Annotated in this window: 18 protein-coding genes; 12 read left to right on the forward strand and 6 right to left on the reverse strand. The window is 69.5% G+C overall.

Features of this window, described 5'->3' with window-relative positions; all coding sequences use genetic code 11:
* Nucleotides 1-26 precede the first annotated feature (26 nt).
* Nucleotides 27-1,637 carry a coiled-coil domain-containing protein gene (locus tag E3O49_RS17530; RefSeq protein WP_134450894.1) on the reverse strand — a complete coding sequence of 537 codons (1,611 nt, stop codon included), beginning with the start codon at nucleotides 1,635-1,637 and terminating at the stop codon, nucleotides 27-29.
* Between the two features lie 251 nt (nucleotides 1,638-1,888).
* Here E3O49_RS17530 and E3O49_RS17535 point away from each other — a divergent pair, with 251 nt between their 5' ends.
* Together E3O49_RS17535 and E3O49_RS17540 are read left to right on the forward strand one after the other, a co-directional pair.
* Nucleotides 1,889-3,679, forward strand: a complete 1,791-nt coding sequence (locus tag E3O49_RS17535) for a DUF8094 domain-containing protein (protein ID WP_134368246.1) — start codon at nucleotides 1,889-1,891, stop codon at nucleotides 3,677-3,679.
* Entirely contained in the window at nucleotides 3,676-4,644 is a 969-nt protein-coding gene (locus E3O49_RS17540; protein ID WP_134368245.1) for a tetratricopeptide repeat protein, read from the forward strand. The genes E3O49_RS17535 and E3O49_RS17540 overlap by 4 nt, the downstream gene beginning before the upstream one ends.
* Before the next feature lie 224 nt (nucleotides 4,645-4,868).
* Here the strand turns inward: E3O49_RS17540 and glgB are convergent, their stop codons facing one another.
* Both glgB and E3O49_RS17550 read right to left on the reverse strand, forming a co-directional pair.
* Nucleotides 4,869-7,091, reverse strand: a complete 2,223-nt coding sequence (gene glgB, locus E3O49_RS17545) for a 1,4-alpha-glucan branching protein GlgB (RefSeq protein WP_134406024.1) — start codon at nucleotides 7,089-7,091, stop codon at nucleotides 4,869-4,871.
* Nucleotides 7,088-9,085, reverse strand: a complete 1,998-nt coding sequence (locus tag E3O49_RS17550; protein ID WP_134450896.1) for a maltotransferase domain-containing protein — start codon at nucleotides 9,083-9,085, stop codon at nucleotides 7,088-7,090. Before E3O49_RS17550 ends, glgB begins: the two co-directional genes overlap by 4 nt.
* A gap of 198 nt (nucleotides 9,086-9,283) precedes the next feature.
* On the opposite strand from E3O49_RS17550, the gene glgP reads away from it, so the two are divergent.
* The gene (glgP, locus tag E3O49_RS17555; protein ID WP_134368242.1) at nucleotides 9,284-11,848 is read left to right on the forward strand and encodes an alpha-glucan family phosphorylase; all 2,565 of its coding nucleotides are present in this window, start codon (nucleotides 9,284-9,286) and stop codon (nucleotides 11,846-11,848) included.
* Between the two features lie 156 nt (nucleotides 11,849-12,004).
* Here glgP and ybaK read toward each other — a convergent pair whose 3' ends face one another.
* Nucleotides 12,005-12,499 carry a Cys-tRNA(Pro) deacylase gene (gene ybaK, locus E3O49_RS17560; protein ID WP_134368241.1) on the reverse strand — a complete coding sequence of 165 codons (495 nt, stop codon included), beginning with the start codon at nucleotides 12,497-12,499 and terminating at the stop codon, nucleotides 12,005-12,007.
* Nucleotides 12,500-12,502: 3 nt separating this feature from the next.
* Nucleotides 12,503-14,545, reverse strand: a complete 2,043-nt coding sequence (gene glgX, locus E3O49_RS17565; protein WP_134368240.1) for a glycogen debranching protein GlgX — start codon at nucleotides 14,543-14,545, stop codon at nucleotides 12,503-12,505.
* A gap of 84 nt (nucleotides 14,546-14,629) precedes the next feature.
* On the opposite strand from glgX, the gene E3O49_RS17570 reads away from it, so the two are divergent.
* From E3O49_RS17570 to E3O49_RS17610, 9 genes are all read left to right on the forward strand, one after another.
* Nucleotides 14,630-15,817 (forward strand): cysteine desulfurase family protein, encoded by a 1,188-nt coding sequence (locus tag E3O49_RS17570; RefSeq protein WP_134402397.1) that lies wholly within the window; start codon nucleotides 14,630-14,632, stop codon nucleotides 15,815-15,817.
* Between the two features lie 222 nt (nucleotides 15,818-16,039).
* On the forward strand, nucleotides 16,040-17,218 hold the full coding sequence (mnmA, locus tag E3O49_RS17575; RefSeq protein ID WP_134406033.1) for a tRNA 2-thiouridine(34) synthase MnmA: 1,179 nt from the start codon (nucleotides 16,040-16,042) through the stop codon (nucleotides 17,216-17,218).
* Entirely contained in the window at nucleotides 17,211-19,505 is a 2,295-nt protein-coding gene (gene ligA / locus E3O49_RS17580) for an NAD-dependent DNA ligase LigA (RefSeq protein WP_134402275.1), read from the forward strand. The genes mnmA and ligA overlap by 8 nt, the downstream gene beginning before the upstream one ends.
* 219 nt (nucleotides 19,506-19,724) lie before the next feature.
* Complete coding sequence (locus tag E3O49_RS17585; RefSeq protein ID WP_134368126.1) at nucleotides 19,725-21,083, forward strand: alpha/beta hydrolase; 1,359 nt, start codon at nucleotides 19,725-19,727, stop codon at nucleotides 21,081-21,083.
* A gap of 37 nt (nucleotides 21,084-21,120) precedes the next feature.
* Nucleotides 21,121-21,417, forward strand: a complete 297-nt coding sequence (gene gatC / locus E3O49_RS17590; RefSeq protein WP_134368127.1) for an Asp-tRNA(Asn)/Glu-tRNA(Gln) amidotransferase subunit GatC — start codon at nucleotides 21,121-21,123, stop codon at nucleotides 21,415-21,417.
* A gap of 2 nt (nucleotides 21,418-21,419) precedes the next feature.
* Entirely contained in the window at nucleotides 21,420-22,967 is a 1,548-nt protein-coding gene (gatA, locus tag E3O49_RS17595; protein WP_134368128.1) for an Asp-tRNA(Asn)/Glu-tRNA(Gln) amidotransferase subunit GatA, read from the forward strand.
* A complete protein-coding gene (gatB, locus tag E3O49_RS17600) occupies nucleotides 22,967-24,484 on the forward strand; it encodes an Asp-tRNA(Asn)/Glu-tRNA(Gln) amidotransferase subunit GatB (protein WP_134368129.1) in 1,518 nt (505 codons plus the stop codon). The genes gatA and gatB overlap by 1 nt, the downstream gene beginning before the upstream one ends.
* A complete protein-coding gene (locus tag E3O49_RS17605; protein ID WP_134368130.1) occupies nucleotides 24,484-24,783 on the forward strand; it encodes a hypothetical protein in 300 nt (99 codons plus the stop codon). Before gatB ends, E3O49_RS17605 begins: the two co-directional genes overlap by 1 nt.
* A gap of 10 nt (nucleotides 24,784-24,793) precedes the next feature.
* Nucleotides 24,794-25,900, forward strand: coding sequence for a VIT1/CCC1 transporter family protein (locus E3O49_RS17610; protein WP_134368131.1), 1,107 nt, complete (start codon nucleotides 24,794-24,796; stop codon nucleotides 25,898-25,900).
* 41 nt (nucleotides 25,901-25,941) lie between these two features.
* Here the strand turns inward: E3O49_RS17610 and E3O49_RS17615 are convergent.
* Nucleotides 25,942-26,299, reverse strand: a 358-nt coding sequence (locus E3O49_RS17615) for an HNH endonuclease signature motif containing protein (RefSeq protein ID WP_206750378.1), incomplete at its 5' end; no start/stop codon positions are given.

Below are 26,299 nucleotides of genomic sequence, written 5' to 3' on the forward strand. Positions count from 1 at the left end.
TCGTCGGTGCTGCTGCTGCTGGTGGACTACTCGTCCGAGGTGACTCTCTCCGCCTGGGTGAGCAGGCCGCGCAGGCTCTCGAAGTAGCCGGCCACCGCGTCGCGCTCAATCCTAATCTGGGACAGGCGCTCCTCCGCGTCCTCAACGAGAACGCGTGTGCGCGATTCCGCCTCCGTCACCAGAGCGCTCGCGCGGGCCTCGGCCTCCCGCACCGTGCGTTCCGCGGATTCCTCCGCGGTCTTCTTCACTGCTCGGGCCTCGTCTCGGGCGTCAGCGTCCAGCTGGTCGTTCAGGGCGCGAAGTTCGGCCGTGCGCTGGGTGGTCTCGGTGAGCTGCCGGGTCGCGTCGGAAATGAACTTCTGCGTCTGGGCGACGGCCTCCTGGTGACGGGTCAGGTGCCCCTGCTCTGCTTCGTCCCGGCGGGCCTTCAGCTCCATGTCCAGGTCGGCCCTGGTCTGGTCGATCTCCCGCTTCAGTTTCGCGGCCTCGTGTTCGCCGCGCTTGCGAGCGGCCGTCAGGTGATTCTCGAGGTCGATGCGCAGCTGCTCGCTGTCCGCGGCAAAATCGGCCCTGGCCTGTTCGTGTTCGCGCCCGAGATCTGCCCGGGCCTGCTCGGTCTCGGCAGCCAGGTCGGCGCGCGCCTTGTGGGTCTCGTGCTCCAGGTCCGCCCGCCTGCGATCGAGGTCCCTGGCCAGGTCGGTCTGGGCCTGGTCGGCCGCGATCGCCTGGTCGGCGTGGGCCTGCTCAAGTTCCCTGTCGAGGTCGGTGCGGGCCTGCTCGATCTCGGCCGCGAGGTCGGTGCGCGTGGCCTCGGTCTCGTGGGCGAGGTCGATTCTGGCCTGCTCGGTCTCCCGGGCAAGGTCGACGCGCGCCTGCTCGGTCTCGGCCGCGAGGTCGATTCTGGCCTGCTCGGTTTCGCGGGCGAGGTCGGCGCGCTGCTGGTCGAGTTCGTGGGCGACCTCGGCCCGGGTCAGCTCCGTCTCCGTCGTCAGGCCGGCCGCGATCTCCTGCGCCTCGGTCGCTTCCCGCTGGGCGACCACGCGCACCTCGGCGGCCTCACGCTCGGCTTCGGAGCGGATCGCGGCGACCTCCCGCTTCACCGTGGACCGCAGCTCGGCCGCTTCGGTGGCCACGGCGCCGCGGATGGCGGCCGCGTCGTGCATGGCGTCCTGGGTCAGCGTCGTGGAGTCGTCGTGGGCGCGGGCCAGGAGGTCGTCGGCCTCGGCGATGGCGTCGTCCATGATGCGGCCGGCCTTCACGCCGGCATCCGAAAGAACGCGGTCGGCGTGGTCTTTCGCCTCACGGCGCAGGGTCTGCACTTCGCTGGCAGCGGATGCGCGCAGCCGCTCGGCGTCGATGTCGGCCTGGGCGATGACGCGGGTCGACTGTTCCTCCGCGACGCGGAGGGTGTTCTCCAGCTTGGTGCCGAGTCCGGAGAAGGTGGGGCTGCCCACTTCCTCGATTTCGGCGTTCAGGTCCTCGATGTGGGCGGTGAGGCGTTTGATCTCCTTGTTCGCTTCGGTGCCCTGGCTGTTGGCCCGAATAAGGTCGCGACGGAGACCCTGGATGGCCTTGTCGACTTCTTCCCGGTCGTATCCACGGAAAACCTGGGTGAAATCAGCTTCGTCGAGTGCCACGCTATCTCCTCAAAATGGGACTCGGACCCCCGACCACGGTGCATCGGGGGGAGTCTCGTCAATTTTAGTATGTTGGGGAGGGGGGGGCCGGTCCCAGTTGAAGGACTATTAGGCAGCTCTCAGGGGCAACCAGTATCGTGAAATGTCCTGTCTGCTGCTCCCCGGGCCCAAAACCGGGCAGTGCCCGCCCCAAGCGTGTGGTGAGCGGCGGGCAACACAGGAGGGTTTACGTGCGTTTTCTTATTGCCATTGTGGCATTCGTCCTTGCGGCCGGGATGATCGTTCTCGGCATCGCCCAGCGGACGGTCTTTCTCGAACCGGCATCCACCAGCCTCAGCGCGACCATCGCGGACGAGGCCCGGTACGCGGTGATCGAGTCCAGTGCGCTGACCGCGTTCGACGGCAGCCAGACCGTCACCGTCACCGGTGCCGACACCGTCTTCCTGGCTTACGGGCGTTCCAGCGACGTGAAGGCCTGGCTCGGGGACTCCCCGTATGCGGACATCCGCCAGGCCAGGAACGCTCCCCGGCTCAGCAGCAAAATCGTCGAGGCCCCCGCGGCCGAAGCGGCCGACGCGGCATCATCGGAGACTGCTGCGCCCGTGGCCGAGACGATCACCAACCCGGCGGGGTCTGACATGTGGCTCCAGGAATTCACCGCCAAGAAGACCCTGACCACCACTGTCCACGTTCCGGAGGGCATCTCCCTGATCGTCGCGTCCGACGGCACCGCGCCCGCACCGACGACGGTCACCCTGTCCTGGCCCGTCGACAACTCCACCCCGTGGGCCGGCCCGCTGATCGCGGGCGGCGGGATCGTCGCCCTCCTCGGCTTGGTCATGTATCTGCTGGCCCTGCTGCACCTGCGCCGTTCGCATGGCCCGCGCCGCAACCTGCCCCGCGGCCCGCGGATGCCCCGGCTCCCGCGGGTGCCCCGTCCCAAGGCGATCAAGGCCAGCGAGATCACCGGCTCGCGTCGGTCGGTCACCCGCTCCATGGTCAGGGTTGTCCCCGTGGTCCTGGTGTCCGGCCTCCTGCTGAGCGGGTGTTCGGCCGACTTCTGGCCGAGCGCGCCGTCCGCCCCGAAGGCGTCGGTCACCGCGACTCCCGGAGCCACCGACCTCCCCGCGGCCGAGGACGTGCCGCCGCCCGCCGTCTCGGTGCCACAACTGGAGCGAATTGTTTCCGACATTTCCAGACTCTCCACCGACGCCGACGCGAAGCTGGATGCGGAGGCCATCGCGACCCGGTTCACCGGTCCTGCCCTCGCGGAACGGCTGGCCAACTACAAGGTGCGCGCCGTGGACCCCGCGCTGAAGGCCGTGCCGGCCCTTCCGGCCGCACCGCTCACGCTGAAGCTGCCGCAGCAGTCCTCGAACTGGCCGCGGGTTGTCCTGACCGTGATCCAGGACAAGGCCGCGCCCACCGTGGCCCCGCTGGCGCTGGTGCTCCGGCAGGAGAGCCCGCGGGCCGACTACCTGGTCGAGTACGCGATGCAGCTGGAACCGGCCGCGAAGGTTCCCGACGTGGCGCCGGCGAGCATCGGCGCGCCCATCATCGCGCCCGACTCCAAACTCCTGGCCCTGCCGCCGGGTGAGGTCGCCGCGGCCTACGCCGACATCCTGATGCAGGGGGAGGCCAGCCCCTCCTTCGGTCTCTTCGAGGCGGAGGGGGACACCTTCCGCACCCAGGTGGCCACCCTCAGGGCCGACCGGATCGGCAAGCTCTCCAAGACGGCGTCCCTCGAGTTCGCGACCGCCGTCGGGAAGGGGTCGACGGTGGCCCTGGCCACCAACGACTCCGGCAGCATCGTCGCGGTGAGTCTGACCGAGACGGAGACGGCTAAGATCCTCGATGGCGGCGCCACGGTGCAGACCGAAGGGGCCAGCAAGGCGCTTTCGGGAGTGGAAAAAACCGCCAAGGGCATCCAGAGCGTCTACGGTGACCAGCTCCTCTTCCACGTTCCGGCAGCCGGTTCGAAAGAAAAAATCGTCCTCCTTGGCATCGCCCAGGGCCTCATCTCATCCTCGGAGATTCCATGACCACTGTCCCCCCGTCCGGAATGAACATGCGCGGCGCCGTCGACCTGTCGTCCCTGGTGAACCGCCCGGCCGCTCCGGTCCCCGGTGCGCCGGCCGCACCTGCGGGGGCGCCCGTGCCGGTGCCGAGCCTGATTCTTGACGGCACCGACGCGAACTTCGGAGAGGTGCTGGAACTGTCCATGACGGTGCCGGTCATCGTCGACCTCTGGGCCGAGTGGTGCGAGCCGTGCAAGCAGCTCTCGCCCGTGCTCGAGAGGCTCGTCGCCGAGTACGCCGGCAGGTTCGTGCTGGCCAAGGTGGATGTCGACACCAACCCCCAGCTCACGCAGGCGTTCCAGGCGCAGTCGATCCCGACCGTGGCCGCCGTCATCGGCGGCCAGCCGGTGGCGTTGTTCAACGGGGCGCTGCCCGAGGCCCAGGTGCGCGAGGTCTTCGAGCGTGTGCTCGAGCTCGCGTCGGAGCACGGAGTCACCGGGACCGCCGCCGCGCCCGCAGTCGGTGCGGGAGCCGCCGGAGACGCCTCCGAGGCGCCGGTCCCGGCCGAGCCGGAGCTGCCGCCCCTGCACCGCGAGGCCTACGACGCGATCGAGCGTGGGGACTACGAGGCAGCGATCGCCCTCTACAAGACCGCGCTGGCCCGCGACCCAAGGGACACCATGGCCGTGGCCGGCCTGGCGCAGGTGAGCCTGCTGGCCCGTCTGCACGGCAAGACGATGGCCGAAATCCGTGCGGCCGCCGCTGCCGCTCCCGGGGACCTCGATGCGCAACTCCTGGTGGCGGACCTCGATCTGTCGGGCGGCCACATCGAGGACGCCTTCGATCGGCTGCTCGAGCTCTTCCCCGCGCAGGAGCCGGTCGGCAGGAACAAGATCCGGGAGCGCATCCTCGAACTGTTCGAGGTCGTCGGCCAGGACGACCCGCGGGTGCCGCCCACCCGCTCGCGCCTCACCGCGCTGCTCTACTAACCGACGCCCCGAGCCCATACCCAGAGGCGACGCCGTCGACCCAATTCGACGGAGATTCTGCTCTAAAATCGCCGTTTGGTAGGGTTTGGGGCCGATTCCGGCAGAATCTCCGTCGAATTCGTTCGGGCGGCGACGCTTGGGCGCACGCAGCTGAGGCCGCGAAAAGGCCCCTCGGCATCGTCGAGGGGGCCTTTTCGCGCTTTCGCGGACTGAGCGCGTCGTCGTTAGCGGCGCAGTCGCAACCAGAGGCCCGCGAGGGGCGGCAGGCTGAGAACGACGGATGCCGGGCGGCCCGCCCACGGGGTAGCCGAGGCTTCCACGGCGCCCAGATTTCCGACCCCGGAACCGCCGAACTCCTCGGCATCCGTGTTCAGGATCTCCTCCCACACGCCCGCGAACGGCAGGCCGACCTGGTAACCGATGTGCGGTTGACCGGAGAAGTTGAACAGGCAGGCGACGGGGTTGCCGTCGTTGTCCCAGCGCAGGAACGAGACGACGTTCTGCGCGGCCGCGCCTCCGTCGAGCAGCTCGAACCCGCTCGCGTCGTAGTCGCGCGCCCAGAGGCTCGCGTTGGCCCGGTAGACCCGGTTCAACTGGCCGACCAGGTTGAACAGGCCCCGGTGGGCCGGCTGGTCGAGGGTCCACCAGTCGAGGCCGCGCGCCTCGCTCCACTCGGAGCGCTGCCCGAATTCCTGGCCCATGAACAGGAGCTGCTTGCCGGGGTGCGCCCACATGAAGGACAGATACGCGCGCACGTTCGCGAGCTGCTGCCAGGAGTCGCCGGGCATCCTGGAGACGAGGGAACCCTTGCCGTGCACGACCTCGTCGTGGCTGATCGGCAGCAGGAAGTTCTCGCTGAAGGCGTAGACGAACGAGAAGGTCAGCTCGCTGTGGTGGTGCGCCCGGTACATCGGGTCCACGCTCATGTACTCGAGCGTGTCGTGCATCCAGCCCATGTTCCATTTGATGCCGAAACCGAGGCCGCCGCCCGACGTGGCGGCCGTGACGCCGGGCCAGTTGGTGGACTCCTCGGCGATCATCACCGCGCCGGGATTGCGCTTGTAGGCGGTGGCGTTGATCTCCTGCAGCAGGCTGATCGCCTCGAGGTTCTCGTTGCCGCCGTGGATGTTCGGCTCCCACTGACCGTCCTCGCGGGAGTAGTCCAGGTAGAGCATCGAGGCGACGGCGTCCACGCGCAGGCCGTCGATGTGGAACTCCTCGAGCCAGTACAGTGCGTTCGCGACCAGGAAGTTGCGCACCTGCTTCTGACCGAAGTCGAAGACGTAGGTGCCCCAGTCCATCTGCTCGCCGCGGCGCGGATCGGGGTGCTCGTACAGCGCCTCGCCGTCGAACCGGGCCAGGGCGAAGTCGTCCTTCGGGAAGTGACCGGGGACCCAGTCCATGATCACGCCGATGCCGGCCTGGTGCAGCCGGTCGATCAGGTAGCGCAGGTCGTCCGGGGGGCCGAAACGACTCGTCGGCGCGTAGTAACCGGTGACCTGGTAACCCCAGGAACCGCCGTACGGATGCTCGCTGAGCGGCATGAATTCGACGTGCGTATAGGCCAGCTCGTCCAGGTACGCGATCAGCTCGTCGGCCAGGTCCCGGTAGCCGAGGCCCGGCCGCCAGGAGCCGACGTGCATCTCGTAGATGCTCATCGCCCGGTCGTGCGGGTCGGAGGCCGAGCGCTCGGTCAGCCAGCCGGCATCCCCCCACTCGTAGCTGGTCTCGCCGATGACCGACGCGGTCTTCGGCGGGATCTCGGTGTACCGGGCCATCGGGTCGGCCTTGCGCACCCAGTCTCCCGACTGAGCGAGCAGCTCGAACTTGTAGTTGGAGCCGGCGGCCAGCCCGGGCACGAACAGCTCCCAGACGCCGGTGCTGCCCATGTTGCGCATGGAGTGCAGCACGCCGCTCCACTGGTTGAAGTCGCCGATCACCCTGACCGCCTGCGCGTGCGGAGCCCACACAGCGAAGGACGTGCCGGAGCCGGTGCCGAGCGGTCCCACGCGCGGCCGGTAGTGCGCGCCGAGCACGTCCCAGAGACGCTCGTGCCGCCCCTCGCCGATCAGGTGCAGGTCGAGCTCGCCCAGGGTGGGCAGATACCGGTACGGGTCGTCCACGATCCAGGTGGGGGCGTCGCTGTAGCGCGTCTCCAGGACGTAGTCCTGCAGGCCGAGGGTGCTGACACCCTGCCAGATACCGTGGCTCAGGTGTGCCAGCTCCACGTGGGCACCGGTCGACAGCACCGCGATGACCTCGGTGGCCAGCGGCCGCAGGGCACGGATGACGGTGAGCGGGTCGCTGACGCCGGCGGTGGCGAGCAGGTGCTGGCCCAGGACCTCGTGTGGGTTGTAGTAGCTGCCCGCCGCGACGGCTTCCAGGACGTGCTCCGGGATCACCGGCATGTCGGCTCCGTCGGTGGGACGGGGATGGGCGTGCTTCATGTAATCGGTCCCTTCACGTGCAGGATGTGCACCGGTTCGGTGAATGCGTCGAGGCGCACGAAGTTGTCGGCAGACCAGTTCCAGACGGCTCCGGTGACCAGGTCTTCGACCTCGAACGATCCGCCCTGCGGAATGCCGAAGCGGGTGACGTCCAGGTGTACGACGGTCTGGCGCACCGAATGTGGGTCCACGTTGGCCACGATGATCAGCGCGTCGGACCGGCCGGTGCCGGTGAATTCGGCGTCGAGGAACTTGCTGTAGACGAGGATGGCCTCGTCTTCGGTGCCGTGGATGTCGAGGTTGCGCAACTGCCCGAGGGCCGGGTGCTCGGCCCGGATACGGTTGAGCAGGGTGAGGTAGGGAGCCAGGGACGCGCCGCGTGCCTCGGCCGCCGCGAAATCGCGCGGACGGTACTCGTACTTTTCATTGTCGATGTTCTCCTCGGCGCCGGGACGGGCCACGCTCTCGAAGAGGTCGAAACCGCTGTACACGCCCCAGGTCGGCGCCGCCGTGGCCGCGAGGGCGGCCCGGATCTTGAACGCCGCCGGGCCACCGAACTGCAGGTATTCCGACAGGATGTCCGGGGTGTTGACGAACAGGTTCGGCCGCAGAAAGTCGGCGGTCTCATGGGCCAGGCCGTCGAAGAATTCCGACAACTCCTGCTTCGAGTTGCGCCAGGTAAAGTAGGTGTACGACTGCTGGAAACCGACCTTGCCCAGGCCCTGCAGCAGGGCCGGGCGGGTAAACGCCTCGGCGAGGAAGACGACGTCCGGGAACTCGGACGTGATCTCGTGGATCAACCATTCCCAGAAATCGAGCGGCTTGGTGTGCGGGTTGTCGACCCGGAAGATGTTGATGCCGACGCCGATCCAGTACCGCACGATCCGGAGCACCTCCGCGCGGATCCCGGCCGGGTCGTTGTCGAAGTTGATCGGGTAGATGTCCTGGTACTTCTTCGGCGGGTTCTCGGCGTAGGCGATCGACCCGTCGGGAAGCGTGGTGAACCATTCCGGGTGCTCGGTGACCCAGGGGTGGTCGGGGGAGGCCTGCAGGGCCAGGTCGATCGCGATCTCCAGGCCGTTGCCCCGGGCGGCGTCGAGGAACGCGGTGAAGTCGTCCACGGTGCCGAGATCCGGGTGGATGGCGTCGTGTCCGCCCGCGGCCGATCCGATCGCCCAGGGCGATCCGGGATCGTTCGGCCCGGCGTTGAGGGTGTTGTTGGGGCCCTTGCGGAACGACCGGCCGATCGGGTGGATCGGCGGCAGGTAGACGACGTTGAAGCCCATGGCCGCCACTCCGGGGAGACGGCCGGCGGCCGTGCGGAAGGTTCCGCTCTGCCACGTCCCGTCCGCGCGCCTGACCGCGCCCTCGGAACGGGGGAAGAACTCGTACCAGGAGCTGACGCCCGCGCGGGTGCGTTCGACGAGCACGGTGCGGGACTCGGAGAAGGCTTCCAGCCCGGCGAGTGGGCGCGCGGCTGCCGCGGCGTTGATCTTCTCGTTGGAGATCACCGCGAAGCGCGCATCCGGGGACTTGGCCGGATCGACGAGTGTCTTCGCCGCCGCCGTGAACAGACGCCGCTCGGCCAGGGGCCGGGTCTTGTCGGCGGCCGCGCGCTGGAGGAGGTCGGATCCGATCAGGTACATCAGCTCCACGTCGACCCCGGCCGGGATCTTCAGGGACGCGTTGTGCTGCCAGGTGGCCCAGTCGTCGGCGTAGGCCCGCACCCGGTACTGCCACCGGCCCTGGCTGCCGAGGCCCACGGTGGTCTCCCAGCGGTCGGTTCCCGGCACGGTCAGGGACATCGGATGCTGCGACCGGGTGCCGTCGGGCGCGGTCAGCAGGAGCATAACGCCGATCAGGTCGTGGCCCTCACGGAATGCGGTGGCCTTGAACGGCACCGCTTCGCCGACGAAGGCCTTCGCCGGCCACAGATTGTCGTTCACCTGCGGGGAGAGATCGAGGATCGGGATGCGCCCGAACTTCGGCGTCATCGGTACCGTCGTCCGCGACGTCGGCGGAGCCGAAGGGACGTCGGGGACGTCCGGGGTCCGGGCGGGATTTGAAGGAGTTTCAGGAGCCGCGCCTGCGCGTTTTGCTGTCTTAGCCACCCAATGACCGTATCGCTATTTGTCCGCCCAATGCTGTCCTCCTTAACGCAACCGACACATCACGGCTCTAGGCTGGATAGCGTGAAAGCAATCCGCAAATTTACCGTCCGTACCGTGCTGCCCGAGTCCCTTGGCGCTCTTGACGAGCTGGCCGGCAACCTCCGCTGGTCCTGGCACGAGCCGACCCGTCAGCTGTTCGAACACATCGCCCCGGAGTTGTGGCGCGAGACCGGCACCGACCCCGTCGCCCTTCTGGGCGCCGTCGACACCGCGCGGCTCGCCCAGCTCGCCGCGGACAGCGATTACGTCGCCTGGGCGAACTCCACCCGGGACGAGCTGCGTTCCTACCTGCAGGAGCCGCGCTGGTACCAGGGCCTCGAGGGCGAGAAGCCCGCCTCCATCGCTTACTTTTCGCCGGAGTTCGGCATCGCCGCCGCCCTTCCGCAGTACTCGGGTGGCCTCGGCATCCTCGCCGGAGATCACCTGAAGAGCGCGTCCGACCTCGGCGTGCCGCTGGTCGGTGTCGGCCTGTTCTACCGGGCCGGCTACTTCAGCCAGGCCATCTCGCCCGACGGCTGGCAGCTGGAAAGCTACCCGCTGCTCGACCCCGACGGCCTGCCCCTCTCGGTTCTGCGCCGGGCGGACGGCTCCGCCGTGCAGGTCTCCCTCGCACTGCCCGATGACCGCACCCTGCACGCGCGGGTCTGGCAGGCAATGGTCGGGCGCATCCGTCTGCTGATGCTCGACACGGACATCCCCGAGAACGCCGACGACCTGCGTCTGGTCACGGACCGCCTGTACGGCGGCGGAGGCGAACACCGGCTGCTGCAGGAACTGCTGCTCGGCATCGGCGGCGCCCGCGCGGTCAAAATTTGGAGCAACCTCAACGGCCAGGCCGACCCCGAGGTGTTCCACACCAATGAGGGCCACGCCGGATTCCTCGGCCTGGAGCGCATCTCCAGCCTGATCGGCGAGGGCCTCAGCTTTGCCGAGGCGCTGCAGGTGGCGCGTGCCGGTACCGTGTTCACGACCCACACGCCCGTCGCGGCCGGCATCGACCGGTTCGAGCGCAGCCTGGTGCGGCGCTATTTCGAGACCGACCTGCTGCCGGGCGTCGCCGTCGACGACCTGCTCGCCCTTGGTGCAGAGAACTTCCAGGACGGCAACCCCGACGTCTTCAACATGGCCCTGATGGGCCTGCGGCTCGGGCAGCGCGCCAACGGCGTCTCCAAGCTGCACGGCGAGGTCAGCCGGGTGATGTTCAAGGGACTGTGGCCGGGCTTCGACGCCGTCGACGTGCCGATCGCCTCGATCACGAACGGCGTGCACGCACCGACCTGGACCGACCCGGCCCTGATGGCACTGGCGCAGAGCCGCCTGGGCACCAGCGACACCTCCGAAGCCGACTGGGCGTCTCCCGCCGTGTCCGACGAGGACCTCTGGCAGGTGCGGGGCCAGATGCGCCGGCAGTTCGTCGAGGACGCCCGCCGCCGGATCGCCGCCGCCTGGCTGGACCAGAACCCGGGCAGCATCGTGCCGTCCTGGATCGGCAAGGTCTTCGACCCGAACGTGCTCACGATCGGGTTCGCCCGCCGCGTGCCGACGTACAAGCGCCTGACCCTGATGCTGCACGACCCGGAACGGCTGCGTGCGCTCCTGCTGCACGCGGAGCACCCGATCCAGATCGTGATCGCGGGCAAGTCGCACCCGGCCGACGAGGAGGGCAAGCGCCTGATCCAGCGGATCGTGCAGTTCGCCGCCGACCCCGCCCTGCGCACCAAGATCGCGTTCCTGCCCGATTACAACATCGGGATGGCCCAGCTGATGTACCCGGGCACGGACGTCTGGCTGAACAACCCGCTCCGCCCGCTGGAAGCGTGCGGCACCTCGGGCATGAAGGCCGCCCTCAACGGCGCCCTCAACCTCTCGATCCTCGACGGCTGGTGGCCCGAATACTACGACGGCAACAACGGCTGGGCGATCCCCACCGCGGATGCCGCCGGTGACGCGGCCGAACGCGACCGGCTCGAGGCCGACGCGCTCTACGAGCTGATCGAGCACCAGGTCGCCCCGAAGTTCTACGACCGCAACGCCGACGGAGTGCCCGAACGCTGGGTGGGGTCGATCCGGCAGACCCTCGCGAAGCTCTCACCCGAGCTGAACGCCGGCCGGATGGTGCGCCAGTACGTGCAGGAGCTGTACCGGCCCGCCGGGCTCGCTGAGGCGCGCCTCGCCGCGAACAACTACCGCGCGGCCCGGGAACTCGCGGCCTGGAAGGGCCGGATCGTGTCGGCCTGGCCCGGAGTCGCCGTGACGCACGTCGAATCCGGCGGCGTCGCAACGGTGCCCCAGGTCGGCGACGAGCTGCACCTGCGAGCCCATGTGCAGCTGAACGGGCTCACCCCCGAGGACGTGACCGTCGAGGTCGTCTACGGGAAGAGTCTCGCCAACGACGACCTGAGCAACGTCTCCGCCATGCCGCTGGACGCGGACGCCGAAGCCCGGCCGGGTGGCAGCCCGACGCTGTTCACCGGCACGCTCGAACTCGACCGCGGCGGCGCATTCGGCTACACGGTGCGGGTCGTTCCGCGCAACGCGCTGCTGGTCAGCCCGGCCGAGATGGGACTGATCGCCGTCGCCAGCTAGCACTGCTCGGCGAGCGCTGCTCGGCGAGCGCTGCTCGGCGAGCCGCCCCTGCATCCGCGCGGCAGGTTCGCCGAGCCGTGAGTTTCGCCCTCGTTTTTTGAGTTTTTGGGGTCGTTGCTCACGGCTCGGCGGGCCTGGAACGGGCCTGGAACAGGGTTAGGCCCGGGCGATCGCTGCGAACAGCGCCGCCGTGGCCCGGGCCAGGTCGGCCGGCGCCAGCTCGATGTCGAAGCCGCGGCGGCCGCCGGAGACGAACACCGTGTCGAAGGTCAGCGCGCTGTCGTCGACCACGGTGGTGAGCCGGGACTTCTGCCCGACCGGGCTGATGCCGCCCACCACGTAGCCGGTCTTCCGCTCGGCGAGCGACGGGTCGGCCATCACGGCCTTCTTCGCACCCACGGCGGCGGCGAGCGCCTTGAGGTCCAGCTGGCCGGTGACCGGCACGACGCCCACGACAAGCCGGCCGTCGGCATCCGCCAGCAGGGTCTTGAAGACCCGGCCCGGTTCGATGCCGAGTTTCTGCGCGGCCTCCAGGCCGAAGCTGGTGGCAGAGGGTTCGTGCGGGTAGGCGTGGGTGGTGAAGGGGATGCCGGCCTGGCTCAGCCAGACCGTCGCCGGGGTGCCGGCGCTACCCTCCGGCCGCCTCGCCACGCGCTAGTGCGCCCGGAGCAGCTGCATGGACGCGCCCGGCACGAGGTACTGGTCCCCGGGGGCGTGCTCGATCACGGTGTCGCTGAGGTCGTCGTGGCTGGAGTCCCAGAGGAGCGTGTAGGACGTGACGCCCTCGTGCACCGGAAGGGTCACCGTCACGTCCTCCTCCCGGCCCTGCACGATCAGCAGGATCCGGTTGAACTCCTCGTGCTCCGGCGTGCTCGCGGCGAGGTACTGGAGGGTGCGCTCATTCGACGAGTGCCAGTCGTCCTCGGACATCGACTTGCCCTCGATGTTGTACCAGTCCATCTGGCTCGCGCTGAGCGTGGTCTCGCCCGGACGGCCGAACCAGACCGGGCGCAGGGCCGGGTTCTCCCGGCGCAGCTGCAGCAGGCGCCGGGTGACCCGGTGCAGATCGACCTGCCAGTCGTCGAGGTCCCAGTTGAGCCAGGTGAGCTCGCTGTCGTGGCAGTAGGCGTTGTTGTTGCCGCGCTGGCTGCGACCGAATTCGTCGCCGGCCGTGATCATCGGCACCCCGGCCGAAAGCAGCAGGGTCGCCAGCAGGTTGCGCATGGCCTTCCGCCGGACCGTCAGGATCGCCTTGTCACGGGTGGGCCCCTCGGCGCCGTGGTTGAAGGAATTGTTGCTGTCGGTGCCGTCGCGGTTCGACTCGCCGTTGCCCACGTTGTGCTTGACGTTGTAGGAGGTCAGGTCGGCGATGGTGAAACCGTCGTGCGCCGTGATGAAGTTCAGGGAGGCGAGGGGGCCGCGCTCCTGGGAGAACGTGTTCGCGGACCCGGCGAGGCGGGTGGCGAAGCGCCCGATTCCGCTTCCCGCGTGCCCGTCGCGGGCGGCGGCCAGGTCGGTCAGCCAGAACGAGCGCATCCGGTCGCGGTAGCGGTCGTTCCACTCGGTCCAGCCGCCCGGGAAGTTGCCGGTCTGCCAGCCGCCCATCCCGATGTCCCAGGGCTCGGCGATCAGCTTGACGTCGGCGAGTTCCGGGTCGTCCTGGATCGCGGTGAGCAGCGGGCTGTCCTGCTGGAACTCGACGTGCTCGTCCCGGGCCAGGGTGGCGGCCAGGTCGAACCGGAAACCGTCGATCTGCAGGTCGTTCGCCCAGTAGCGCAGCGAGTCGAGCACGAGCCGGCGCGGCACGTCGTGGGAGACGTTCAGGGTGTTGCCGCAGCCCGTGAGGTCGATGTAGGCGCCCGCGCTGTTCTGCCGGTAGTAGGCGGCGTTGTCGATGCCGCGGAGGCTGCTGACGGGGCCGTTGGGTCCCTCTTCGGCGGTGTGGTTGTAGACCACGTCGAGGATGACCTCGAGGCCGGCCTCGTGCAGGAGCTTGACCATGCCCTTGAACTCGCGCAGAACGGCTTCCGGGCCGGCCGCCTGTGAGGACTGAGTGGCGTAGTCGGCGTGCGGGGTGAAGAAGTTGAAGGTGTTGTAACCCCAATAATTCGTCAGACCCTGTTTGATCAGCCGCCGCTCGGAGACGAATGCCTGCACGGGGAGGAGTTCGATCGAGGTGACGCCGAGGTTCTTCAGGTAGCCGATGGTTGACTCGTGGGCCAGCCCGGCGTAGGTGCCGCGGAGGTGGGCCGGGACCGAGGGGTTGAGGTTGGTCAGTCCGCGCACGTGGGCTTCGTAGACGACGGTGTGGTCGAGGGCGATCTTCGGTTTGGACGATCCGGCCCAGTCGAAGGTGTCGTCGACGACATACGACTGCCACTGGTCGGGACCCACCCGAACGAGGCCACGGGAATACGGTTCGATCAGGGTTTTCTCGGGGTGGAACGAATGCTGCGGGCCGGTGGGCCCGGAGACACGGATGCCGTAGCGGCGCCCCGCGGACAGGGTGCGGGATCGACCCACCCACACTCCGTGGGCGTCTTTGACCATGGGCACGGTCTTGACGATCCAGTTGGGGTCGGTGGCATCGAAGATGCAGAGGTCGATGGCGTCGGCGTTCTCCGACCACACACGCAGCTCGCCGCCGTGGGTCGTGACTCGGACACCGAGATTGCGCAGGGAATCGGGCGGAGTCATGGGTTCTAGAGTAATGAGTACAAAAGGGGAGTTGTGACCACACTTTGACTCTCCGTTCCCTAGAGCGAGCGTGGAAGGATCGACATGGCCGTGTATCTGGACCATGCGGCGACGACTCCGATGCTGCCGGAGGCCATCAGCGCATACGTGTCGGCGATGGCGGTGGTGGGCAATCCGGCATCCGTTCACAGCCAGGGCCAGAACGCGAAGCGCCTGCTCGAGGAGGCCCGCGAGCAGGTCGCCCTGAGCCTGGGCAGTGACCCGATCGAGATCGTCTTCACCGGCGGGGGCACCGAAGCGATCAACCTGGGCATCAAGGGGCTGTACTGGGCGCGCCGGCCGCGCACCCGCATCCTGGTGCCGGGCGGCGAGCACCACGCCACCATGGACACCGTGGAGTGGCTGGAACAGTACGAGGGCGCCGTAGTCGAGTGGCTGCCCCTGGACTCGGTGGGCCGGATCGACCTGGCCGCCGTGGAGCGGTCGATCGCGGCGAACCCGCACGACATCGCGCTGATCACCCTGCTCAGTGCCAACAACGAGGTCGGCACCCTGCAGCCGGTCGCGGAGGTCGCGGCCCTCGCCGCGGCCCACGGCATCCCGGTGCACGTCGACGCGGTGGCGGCCTACGGCCACGTTCCGATCGACTTTCGGGCCCTCAACGACGGGGGAGCGTCCGCGGTGAGCGTCTCGGCGCACAAGATCGGCGGGCCGGTCGGGATCGGCGCACTCGTGCTCTCCCGCCGGGCGAGCGTGGTGCCGCTCCTGCACGGCGGCGGGCAGCAACGGCAGGTGCGCAGCGGCACGCAGGATGTGGCCGCGGCGGTGGCGTTCGCGGTCGCCGCGACCGCCCTCGGCGACGACCTGTCCGGCGAGAACGCCCGGGTGGCTGCCCTGCGCGATCGGCTCGTCGCCGGCGTCCGGGCCGCGGTCCCGGCCGTGATCGTCAACGGCGACCCGGATGCCGGCGGGCGCCTGCCCGGCACCGCCCACTTCAGCTTCCCCGGCTGCGAGGGCGATTCGCTGCTGTTCCTGCTCGACGTGGCCGGCATCTCGGTGTCGACCGGATCCGCCTGCCAGGCCGGCGTGCCGGAACCCTCGCACGTGCTGCGGGCCATGGGCCGCAGCGAGGTGGAGGCGCGCGGCGCCCTCCGGATCACCCTCGGCCGCACCTCCACCGAGGCCGACGTCGACGCGCTGCTGGCGGCGGTGCCCGCGGCTCACGCCCGGGCGGCCCGCGCCGGCCTCGCCGATCGGGTGCCGGGGCGCTGACCGCGCCGCGGGCAGCCGTCGTGGCCCGTGGCCCGTAGTCCGTGGCCCGGTAGTCCGTGGCCGGTGGCGTGCCGGCCCATTGGCACCAGCACGGGGTGAGGGTGCCTGTTCCGGTCGAGAGTGGCCGGTACAACGGACACTCTCGACCGGAACGGGCACTTCGGCACCGGGACCGTGCAGGGGCGCATTGGCCATTCAGCTTCGCCCGATTACACTCGTCAGGTGAAGGTTTTGGCAGCAATGAGCGGTGGGGTGGACTCCGCCGTCGCCGCAGCCCGCATGGTCGAGGCGGGGCACGAGGTGGTCGGGGTGCACCTGGCCCTCAGCCGCATGCCCGGCACCCTGCGCACCGGCAGCCGCGGCTGCTGCACCGTCGAGGACTCGATGGACGCCCAACGGGCCGCGAACATCATCGGCATCCCGTACTACGTCTGGGACTTCTCCGAGCGGTTCAAGCTCGACGTCGTCGACGACTTCATCAACGAATACGCGGCCGGCCGCACCCCCAACCCGTGCATGCGCTGCAACGAGCGGATCAAGTTCGCCGCCCTGCTAGAGAAGGCCCTCGACCTCGGTTTCGACGCCGTCGCCACCGGCCATTACGCCACGATCCGAACGGATGCCGACGGCAACCGCGAGCTGCACCGCGCCAGCGCCTGGGCCAAGGACCAGTCCTACGTGCTCGGCGTGCTCACCCAGGACCAGCTCGCCCACTCGATGTTCCCGCTCGGAGCCACCCCGTCCAAGGCCGAGGTGCGCGCCGAGGCAGCCAAGCGCGGCTTCTCGGTGGCCACCAAGCCCGACTCCTACGACATTTGCTTCATCCCCGACGGCGACACCCGCGGCTGGCTGGCCGAGCGGGTGCCGCCGGCGACCGGCGACATCCTGGACCGTGAGGGCAACACCCTCGGCCGGCACGAGGGCGCGGCCGCGTTCACCGTCGGGCAGCGGAAGGGGCTTCAGATCGGCACCCCCGCCGCCGACGGCAAACCGCGCTTCGTGCTCGAGGTTCGCCCGATCACCAACACCGTCGTCGTCGGGCCGAAAGAGGCGCTCGCGATCGGGGAGATCGCCGGCTCGAAGTTCACCTGGTGCGGCGTCGCCCCCGCCCACCCCGAAACCGCTTTCGACTGCACAGTGCAGATCCGCGCCCACGCCGACCCGGTGCCCGCTGTGGCCCAGGTCGTGCCGGTGGCTCCCGGCGAGAACGGCGAGAACGGCGAGAACGGCGTGAACGGCGCGACCGGTGAGACCCGCCCGGCCACCGAGCTGGTCATCACCCCGGCCGAGCCGCTCACGGGTGTCGCCCCCGGGCAGACCGCGGTCGTCTACCTCGGCACCCGGGTGCTCGGCCAGTGCACGATCGATCGCACCGTCAGCGCGGTCGGCGTCAATGCCTGACACAGCAGCACCGGCCGGAGCAGCGCCTGAGGGAGCAGCGCCTGACGCCGGATCCACACCCACCGCGCCCAGTCACGCGCTGCACGTCGCTGCCGTCGAGGTCTCGGAACTGACCCAGCGCATCCTCGAAGCCCGGGACACCTACTACGACCGCAACGAAGTCATCATCGACGACGCCGAGTACGACGCCCTCGTGCGCCGTCTCGCCGAGCTCGAGCACCAGTTCCCCGAACTGGCGAGCCAGGACAGCCCCACCCAGACGGTGGGCGGCCGGGCCGAGACCAGCCTGTTCGATCCGGTGCAGCACGCCGAACGGATGCTCAGCCTCGACAACGTCTTCTCGATCGGGGAATTCGAACTCTGGGCGGCCAAGGTGGGACGCGACGCCGGCCGGCCCGTGCACTACCTCTGCGAGTTGAAGATCGACGGGCTGGCGATCAATCTCCGCTACGTGAATGGCGTGCTGGTCAGCGCGGCGACCCGCGGCGACGGCGTGGTCGGCGAAGACGTCACCGAGAACATCGCCCGTGTGCCCGGAATACCCCGGCAACTGACCGGCACCGGACATCCGGCCCTGATGGAGGTGCGCGGCGAGGTGTTCTTCCCGGTCGCCGAATTCCTCGAGCTCAATGCCGCGCAGGTCGCCGCGGGTGAGCGTGTCTTCGCCAACCCGCGCAACGCGGCGGCCGGCTCGCTCCGCCAGAAGTCCGAAGGCAAGGCCATGGAGCCGCTCCGGCTGATGCGCGCCAGGCTCGGGCGACTCCGGATGCTGGTGCACGGCATCGGCGCCTGGCCGAACCCGCCCGTGGCCACGCAATCCGGCATCTACGAGCTGCTGCGCGGCTGGGGGCTGCCCACCAGCAGCTACTTCCGGGTGGAGCCGAGCGTGGTCGAGGCGGCAGGCTTCATCGAGTACTACGGCGAGCACCGGGCCAGCGTCGACCATGAAATCGACGGCATCGTGATCAAGATCGACGAACTGGCCCTGCACGCCGAACTCGGCGCCACCAGCCGGGCGCCGCGCTGGGCGATCGCCTACAAGTACCCGCCGGAGCAGGTCAACACCAGGCTGCTCGACATCGTCGTCAGCGTGGGACGCACCGGGCGGGCCACGCCCTTCGCCGTGATGGAGAAGGTGCGGGTGGCCGGCTCCGAGGTGCGCCAGGCCACGCTGCACAACCAGGATGTGGTCAAGGCCAAGGGCATCCTGATCGGGGACACCGTCGTGCTGCGCAAGGCCGGCGACGTCATCCCCGAGGTGCTCGGCCCTGTGCTCGAACTGCGTGACGGCACCGAGCATGCGTTCGTGATGCCCGCAGACTGCCCGGAGTGCGGCACACCGCTCGCCCCGGCCAAGGAGGGTGACATCGACCTGCGCTGCCCGAACGCGCGAAGCTGCCCGGCCCAGGTGCGCGGGCGGGTCGAGCACATCGGCTCCCGCGGCGCCCTGGACATCGAGGTGCTCGGCGAGGTGGCCGCCGCCGCGCTGACCCAGCCGACCCGGCCGAGCACGCCGCCGCTGCCCACGGAGGCCGGACTCTTCGACCTCACGCTCGAAGACCTGCTGCCGATCGAGGTCGTCGTGCGCGACGCCGAAACCGGGCTCACCCGCGAAGAGGAAGACGGATCGGTCCGGCTCCGCACTCCTTTCCGCCGCAACCCGACGGCCGCAGAGAAGAAGCAGGGCATCGAAGGGCCGCAGCCCTCGTCGAACGCGCTCAAGCTCATCCGCGAGATCGGACTGGCGAAGACCAAACCGCCCTGGCGGCTGCTGGTGGCCCTGAACATCCGTCACGTCGGGCCGGTCGCCGCGCGCGCCCTGGCCGGCCACTTCGGCTCGCTCGACCTGATCCGGGCCGCGTCGCGGGACGAGCTGGCCGAGGTCGACGGCGTCGGCGGCATCATCGCGGACGCCATCATCGACTGGTTCCAGGTCGACTGGCACCGCGACATCGTGGAGCAGTGGACCCGGGCCGGGGTGCAGTTCGCGACCCCGGACCACCCGGGGCCCGGCGCCGCGGCCGCCGCCGGGGGAGTCCTGGCCGGCCTCACGGTCGTCGCCACCGGGTCGATCGAGGGCTACACCCGGGAGGAGGCACAGGAGGCCATCCTCTCCGCCGGCGGCAAGGCCGCCTCCAGCGTGTCCAAGAACACCGACTTCGTCGCGGCGGGCCCGGGCGCCGGGTCCAAGCTGGCCAAGGCCGAACTGCTCGGACTCCGAATCCTCGACGCCGCCCAGTTCCGGCTGCTCGTCACCGAGGGCCCGGGCGCGCTGGCTGAGAAGTAGCCTTACGATTTCACCCCCGAAGCGGGGGTCCCGGCGACGCCTTTGGGGGGGACTTCGGCCACCGCCTCTTCACTAATCTGAAGGTGCAGGTCTTGTGCTGGAGGTCGAGTTGCCTGGCATCTCGGTGTTCGTGAGGGGACGTACCCAGGTTTGCTGTTGGTAGCGGCAACAATTCTCACCGCCTCTCTGACTCTCAACGGAGTCAGCGAGGCCTTTGGAGTGCACGAACTCCAGGGCATGGTGCAGGGTCAGCCGCTCCCCACGACCGCCCTCGACCCGGCCGCCGCGGCCGGTACCGCCCCGCTCTGGGGCGAGTTGTCCGGCCGGCGGGGGTCCTCGATCCGGGTGCGGGTCTCCGGCGAGCCGGGAGTCTCCGCCCAGCCGGTGGCAGCGGTCCCCGCCGACGCCGACGCGAACGTCAACTCGGTGCGCCGGATGACCGGCACCAGCCTGCTGGCCGGACTGTCCAGCCTGTCCCCGGCCGACATCTCCGCGTTCGTGCAGGCGTCTCCGGGCCAGGTCGATTCGCTGCTGGCTGTGCCGCCCGCGGCAACCGAGGTGGCCGGACTGTGGGACGGCCTCGGTTCGTCGGAGCGGTCCTCGCTGCTGGCCGCGGCCCCGAGGCTCGTCGGCAACCTCGACGGCATCCCGTTCCGGGAACGCGGCCGAGCCAACGCCCGTTACCTCAGCCAGAGCCTGGCCGAGGTCGCGCAGAGCCTGGCCACGGCGACGGATGACGCCCAGCGGCAGGTCTTCGCCCGCGAGCTCGGCGTCCTGACCCAGGTGAAGGCCGCGCTGCGCACCCCCGACGGAAGCCCCCGGCGTTCCCTGATCCTGCTGGATCCCGCCGACGGAGGACGGGCGGCGATCGCCCTCGGCAACCCGGACACCGCCGACTACGTCAGCTACCTCGTTCCGGGCATGAACTACGCGGTGGAGGCTCAAATCGTGAACTGGACGAACACCGCAGCGGCCGTGTACGCGGAACAGGTCGAGGTTTTGAGGGAACGGGCCGGAGCCGGCCGGGGCGCGTCCGGCAGGAGCGTCGCCACCGTGGCCTGGATCGGGTACGAGGCGCCGGACCTGTTCAACGTGGGCGGACTGGACCGCGCGGAGGCCGGGGCGGACTTCCTCGAGGAGTCGTCGCTGGGCATCCGTGCCGACCGGGGCGAACACCAGCCCTTCATCTCGGTGTTCGCGCACTCCTACGGGTCGACCGTGGCGCTCACGGCCCTGGCCCGAGGGTCCTTCTCGGTCGACGCCCTGGTGCTGGTCGGGTCGCCCGGGAGCCAGATCCAGTCCGTCGACCAGCTCAGTGTGGCCCGTGGAAACGTCTACGTGGGGAAGGCAGACTGGGATCCCACCGTCAGCAGTGCGTTCTTCGGCAGTGACCCGGGGGCCGCGTCCTACGGCGCCCACCGGCTCGGCGTCGCCGGCGCCCGCGACCGGTTCACCGGGCTCTGGCTCAACGGGTCTCTCGGCCACAACGCCTATTTCGACGTGGGCAGCGAGTCGCTGCACAACATGGCCCTGATCGGAACCGGTAACGCGGCACTGGTCACCGACGGCTCCGAATAGAATTGGGGTATCCACCCCGACGACCGTACGGAGCTACATGTCTGAAATCACGGCCGAGCAGGTTGCCCATTTGGCAAACCTTGCCCGGATCGACCTGAGCGCGGAGGAGATCGACCGCCTCACCACCGAACTCGGTCAGATCGTCGACTCCGTGGCGAAAGTGGCCGAAGTGGCCACCCCGGACGTTCCGGCGACCAGCCATCCGATGCCGCTGACCAACGTCTTCCGCGCTGACGTGGTTGTCCCGTCCCTGACGGTCGAGCAGGCGCTGTCCGGCGCCCCTGACCGCGACGGCGACAAGTTCCGCGTGCCCGCGATCCTGGACGAGGAGTAACCATGACCAACGTGACCAAACTGACCGCCGCCGAACTCTCCGAACTGCTCACTGACCGCTCGGTCAGTTCCGTCGAGGTGACGCGCGCCCACCTCGACCACATCGCGGCCATCGACACCGATGTGCACGCCTTCCTGCACGTGGCGAGGGACGCGGCTTTGGCCACCGCCGCCCGGATCGACGCCCGGCGTGCCGCCGGGGACGAGCTCGGCCCCCTCGCCGGCATCCCGATCGCCATCAAGGACGTGCTCGCCACCCTCGACATGCCCTCGACGGCCGGCTCGAAGATCCTCGAGGGCTGGATCCCGCCCTACGACGCCACGGTGGTCAAGCGGGTCCGCGACGCCGGGCTGATTCCCCTCGGCAAGACGAACATGGACGAGTTCGCGATGGGCTCCTCCACGGAGTTCTCTGCATACGGCCCGACCCACAACCCGTGGGACTTCGACCGGATCCCCGGCGGCTCCGGCGGCGGCTCCGCGGCCGCGGTCAGCTCGTTCCAGGCGCCCCTCGCGCTCGGCAGCGACACCGGAGGCTCGATTCGCCAGCCCGCGGCCGTGACCGGCTCGGTCGGCGTCAAGCCCACCTACGGCGGCGTGTCCCGATACGGCTCGATCGCCCTGGCCTCCTCCCTTGACCAGGTCGGACCGGTCACCCGCACGGTGCTCGACGCGGCACTCCTGCACGACGTGATCGGCGGCCACGACCCGCTCGACTCCACCTCGCTCACCGACTCCTGGCCGTCCATGGCCGCCGCCGCGCGCGCCGGCCTCGCCGACGGAGCCCTCAAGGGAGTCCGGGTCGGCGTGATCAAGGAGCTCAACGGCGACGGTTTCCAGGCCGGGGTATCGCAGCGCTTCACCGAGACCCTCGCGCTGCTCTCCGCCGCCGGCGCCGAGATCGTCGAGGTCAGCGCCCCCAACTTCGAGTACGCGATCGCGGCCTACTACCTGATCCTGCCGGCCGAGGCGTCCAGCAACCTGGCGCGTTTCGACTCGGTGCGGTTCGGTATCCGGGTCAACCCCGACGAGGGCCCGCTCACCAGCGAGCGCGTGATGGCGGCCACCCGTGATGCCGGCTTCGGCCCCGAGGTCAAGCGCCGCATCATCCTCGGCACCTACGCCCTCAGCGCGGGCTACTACGACGCGTACTACGGCAGCGCCCAGAAGGTGCGCACCCTGATCCAGCGGGACTTCGAGGCGGCCTTCACGAAGGTCGACGTGCTCGTCTCGCCGAGTGCGCCCACCACGGCGTTCAAATTCGGGGAAAAGATGAGCGACCCGATGGCCATGTACCTCAACGACGTCACCACCATACCGGCCAACCTGGCCGGTGTGCCCGGGATGAGCCTCCCGATGGGTCTCGCCCCCGAGGACGGACTGCCCGTCGGACTTCAGATCATGGCGCCCGCGAAGCAGGATGCCCGCCTGTACCAGGTCGGCGCCGCCATCGAGGCGATGCTCGAGGCATCCTGGGGCCACACCCTGCTCAGCCAGGCGCCGGAGCTGGCGCCCAACGACATGTTCACAAGCACCGAGGGAGCCGTCTGATGAAGAAGGCCGAACTGATGGATTACGACAAAGCCCTCGAACTGTTCGAGCCGGTGCTCGGCTTCGAGGTGCACGTCGAGCTCAACACCAAGACCAAGATGTTCTGCGGCTGCGCCAACGAATTCGGCCAGGGCGCCAACACCAACACCTGCCCGACCTGCCTCGGCCTGCCGGGCGGCCTGCCGCAGGTGAACGCCCAGGCGATCGAATCGAGCATCCGTCTGGGCCTCGCCCTGGGCTGTGAAATCGCCGAGTACTCGAGGTTCGCCCGCAAGAACTACTTCTACCCGGACACCGCGAAGAACTTCCAGACCTCGCAGTACGACGAACCGATCGCGTTCAACGGGCAGCTCACCATCGAACTCGAGAGCGGTCGACTGGTCACGGTCGACATCGAACGTGCGCACATGGAAGACGACGCCGGCAAGCTCACGCACGTCGGCGGGGCCACCGGCCGCATCCAGGGCGCGGATTACTCGCTCGTGGACTACAACCGCGGCGGCGTGCCCCTGGTCGAGATCGTCACGCAGATGATCGAGGGCGGCGAGGCCGACTCGCCCGAGATCGGCCGCACCTATGTGGCCGCCATCCGGGAAATCGTCAAGGCCCTCGGCGTGTCCAACGCGCGGATGGAAGAGGGCAACGTGCGCTGTGACGCGAACGTGTCCCTGCGCCCCCGCGGCTCGAACATCCTCGGCACGCGCACCGAGACGAAGAACGTCAACTCGCTGCGTTCGGTCGAGAAGGCCGTCCGCTACGAGATCCAGCGCCAGGCCGCCCTGCTGCAGGCCGGCGGAACCATCACCCAGGAAACCCGTCACTGGCACGAAGACACCGGCATCACCTCGGCCGGCCGCCCCAAGTCCGACGCCGACGACTACCGGTACTTCCCGGAGCCCGACCTCGTTCCCGTTGCCCCGTCCCGGGAATGGGTGGAGGAGCTGCGCGCGACCCTGCCCGAGCCTCCGGCGGCCCGGCGCAAGCGGCTCCAGGCAGACTGGGGCTTCGCCGACCTCGAATTCCAGGACGTCGTCAACTCCGACCTGATGGATGCCGTCGAAGCGACCATCGCGGCCGGCGCCTCCGCCCAGGCCGCCCGCAAGTGGTGGACCGGTGAGGTGGCCCGGCTCGCGAACGTCGCCGGCGTCTCCGCCGACTCCCTCGTGCAGCCCGACCAGGTCGCCGCGCTGATCGAACTGGTCGTGGCCGGCACGCTCACCGACCGTCTGGCCCGCCAGGTGCTCGAGGGAGTCATCAACGGTGAGGGAACTCCCCTCGAAGTCGTCGAGTTCCGCGGTCTCGCCGTGGTCTCCGACGACGGAGCGCTCATCGTCGCGATCGACGAGGCCCTGGCCGCCCAGCCGGACGTCCTCGCGAAGATCCGCGACGGCAAGGTGCAGGCCGCCGGCGCCGTGATCGGTGCGGTGATGAAGGCCATGCGCGGGCAAGCGGATGCCGCACGCGTGCGCGAACTCGTGCTCGAGCGGGCCGGATCGGCCGACGGATCGGCCGAGTAGTGGCTCTGCGGAAGAAAGCGGACAGGGCCGGGAAGGCCCCGGCAGTCTTCGGCGTCGGGATGCAGGTCGTCGTGCGTCTGGATCGGAACCGGTACCCGGACGCTGCCGCGGAGGACCCGATCGGTGTGATCGTGGCGGCCGGCGAAGTCGAGGGGACCGCACTGTACGCCCCGGTGGCGGGTCGCGAGGCCGTGTGGGTCGTTCAGTTCGACGAACCATTCTTCGGCCTCGACGGCTCCGGACCGCACGCGTCCGCTCGAGTCGCGCAGGGCTCGCTCGAGCCCGCGCCCGAGGCATGAGCGTGGAGGCATGAGAGTGACAGAACAGCAGCGCCCGGCCAGCCCCGCCGAGATCCGACGCTGGCGGCAGTACCTGGCCGACGAGCGCGCGGAAGCGACGGTCTACCGTGACCTGGCCGGACGCCGCGACGGTGAGGAGAAGGAGATCCTGCTGGCCCTGGCCGAGGCCGAGGGCCGTCACGAGGCGCACTGGCGGCGCCTCCTCGGCGACCAGGTCGGGCAGCCGAGGCGTGGCGCTGTGCGCACCCGTTTTCTGGGCTTCCTGGCCCGACGCTTCGGGTCCGTGTTCGTGCTCGCCCTGGCCCAGCGCGCCGAGGCGCGCTCGCCCTACGACGCGGACGCGGACGCCACGGACACCATGGCCGCCGACGAGCGCATCCACGAGGAGGTCGTGCGCGGGCTCGCCGCGCGCGGGCGCCAGCGTCTGGCCGGCACTTTCCGTGCCGCCGTGTTCGGCATCAATGACGGTCTCGTCAGCAACCTGGCCCTGGTGCTCGGAATCGGCGCCACCGGCGTGCCGACCACCACGATCCTGTTCACGGGCATCGCCGGGCTCCTCGCCGGCGCGCTCTCGATGGGTGCGGGGGAGTACGTGTCGGTGCGTTCGCAGCGGGAACTCCTCGAAGCCTCCACTCCGAATCCGGCCTCCCGGAGCGTCTTGTCGCACCTCGACCTGGCCGCGAACGAGTTGACCCTCGTCTATCGGGCGCAGGGGATGTCCCCGGAGAAGGCCGAGTTCCACGCCCGGGAGGCGTTGCGCACCGTGGCGATCGCCACAGGTCCGGTCGACGTCAAGCAGACCGGCGGACTGTCTCCGGCCGTCGACGAGCACGAGGCGATCGGCACCGGACTCGGCGCCGCGACCTCGAGCTTCTGCTTCTTCGCCTCCGGCGCCATCCTGCCCGTTCTGCCCTACCTCTTCGGGCTCGAAGGCATGGCAGCGATCATCGTCGCCGCCGTGCTCGTGGGTCTGGCCCTGCTGGCAACCGGGGCGATCGTCGGGCTCCTGTCGGGCGGACCGCCCCTGCGCCGCGCGTTCCGGCAACTGGTGATCGGGTTCGGAGCCGCCGGCGTCACCTACCTGCTCGGCCTGCTGTTCGGCACCTCGGTCGGCTGATACCCCCAGACGGCCCGCGACTGAGCCGGCTGCCCGGCGCTTCAGAACGGCGGCGGCTCGTCGGAATCGTCCGGCGGCACCGGTCTCGGCCTCGGTGGCGGTTGGGGCTGGATGATGGTGGCCGGTTCGCTGATGAAGTGCCGCCCGGTCGGTGAGGTCCAGTTGAGAGTGCCGTCGGGCAGCATTTCGTAGCTCCACCGGGTCTCCGACTTCAGCCCGTGCTCGCCCGGACACAGGTGCGCGAGATTGTCGTGCGCGGTGAGCCCGTCGAACTGCCAGTCCAGCGCATGATCGATGTCCGAGTGCGCCGCGCCGCGGTTGCAGCCCGGGAACCGGCACGTCTCGTCCCGCACCTCCAGGTAGCGCCTGAGGTCTTTGGGCACCTTGTAACGGTCGCGG

The sequence above is a fragment of the Cryobacterium shii genome (genome assembly GCF_004402595.1).
In the GTDB taxonomy this organism is placed as follows: Bacteria; Actinomycetota; Actinomycetes; order Actinomycetales; family Microbacteriaceae; genus Cryobacterium; species Cryobacterium shii.

Coding starts and splice junctions, on each gene's coding strand:
- E3O49_RS17540 (WP_134368245.1), top strand. CDS start 3,676: ATGACCACTGTCCCCCCGTCCGGAATGAACATGCGCGGCGCCGTCGAC.
- glgB (WP_134406024.1), bottom strand. CDS start 7,091: ATGAAGCACGCCCATCCCCGTCCCACCGACGGAGCCGACATGCCGGTG.
- E3O49_RS17550 (WP_134450896.1), bottom strand. CDS start 9,085: ATGACGCCGAAGTTCGGGCGCATCCCGATCCTCGATCTCTCCCCGCAG.
- glgX (WP_134368240.1), bottom strand. CDS start 14,545: ATGACTCCGCCCGATTCCCTGCGCAATCTCGGTGTCCGAGTCACGACC.
- E3O49_RS17570 (WP_134402397.1), top strand. CDS start 14,630: ATGGCCGTGTATCTGGACCATGCGGCGACGACTCCGATGCTGCCGGAG.
- ligA (WP_134402275.1), top strand. CDS start 17,211: ATGCCTGACACAGCAGCACCGGCCGGAGCAGCGCCTGAGGGAGCAGCG.
- gatC (WP_134368127.1), top strand. CDS start 21,121: ATGTCTGAAATCACGGCCGAGCAGGTTGCCCATTTGGCAAACCTTGCC.
- gatA (WP_134368128.1), top strand. CDS start 21,420: ATGACCAACGTGACCAAACTGACCGCCGCCGAACTCTCCGAACTGCTC.
- gatB (WP_134368129.1), top strand. CDS start 22,967: ATGAAGAAGGCCGAACTGATGGATTACGACAAAGCCCTCGAACTGTTC.
- E3O49_RS17610 (WP_134368131.1), top strand. CDS start 24,794: ATGAGAGTGACAGAACAGCAGCGCCCGGCCAGCCCCGCCGAGATCCGA.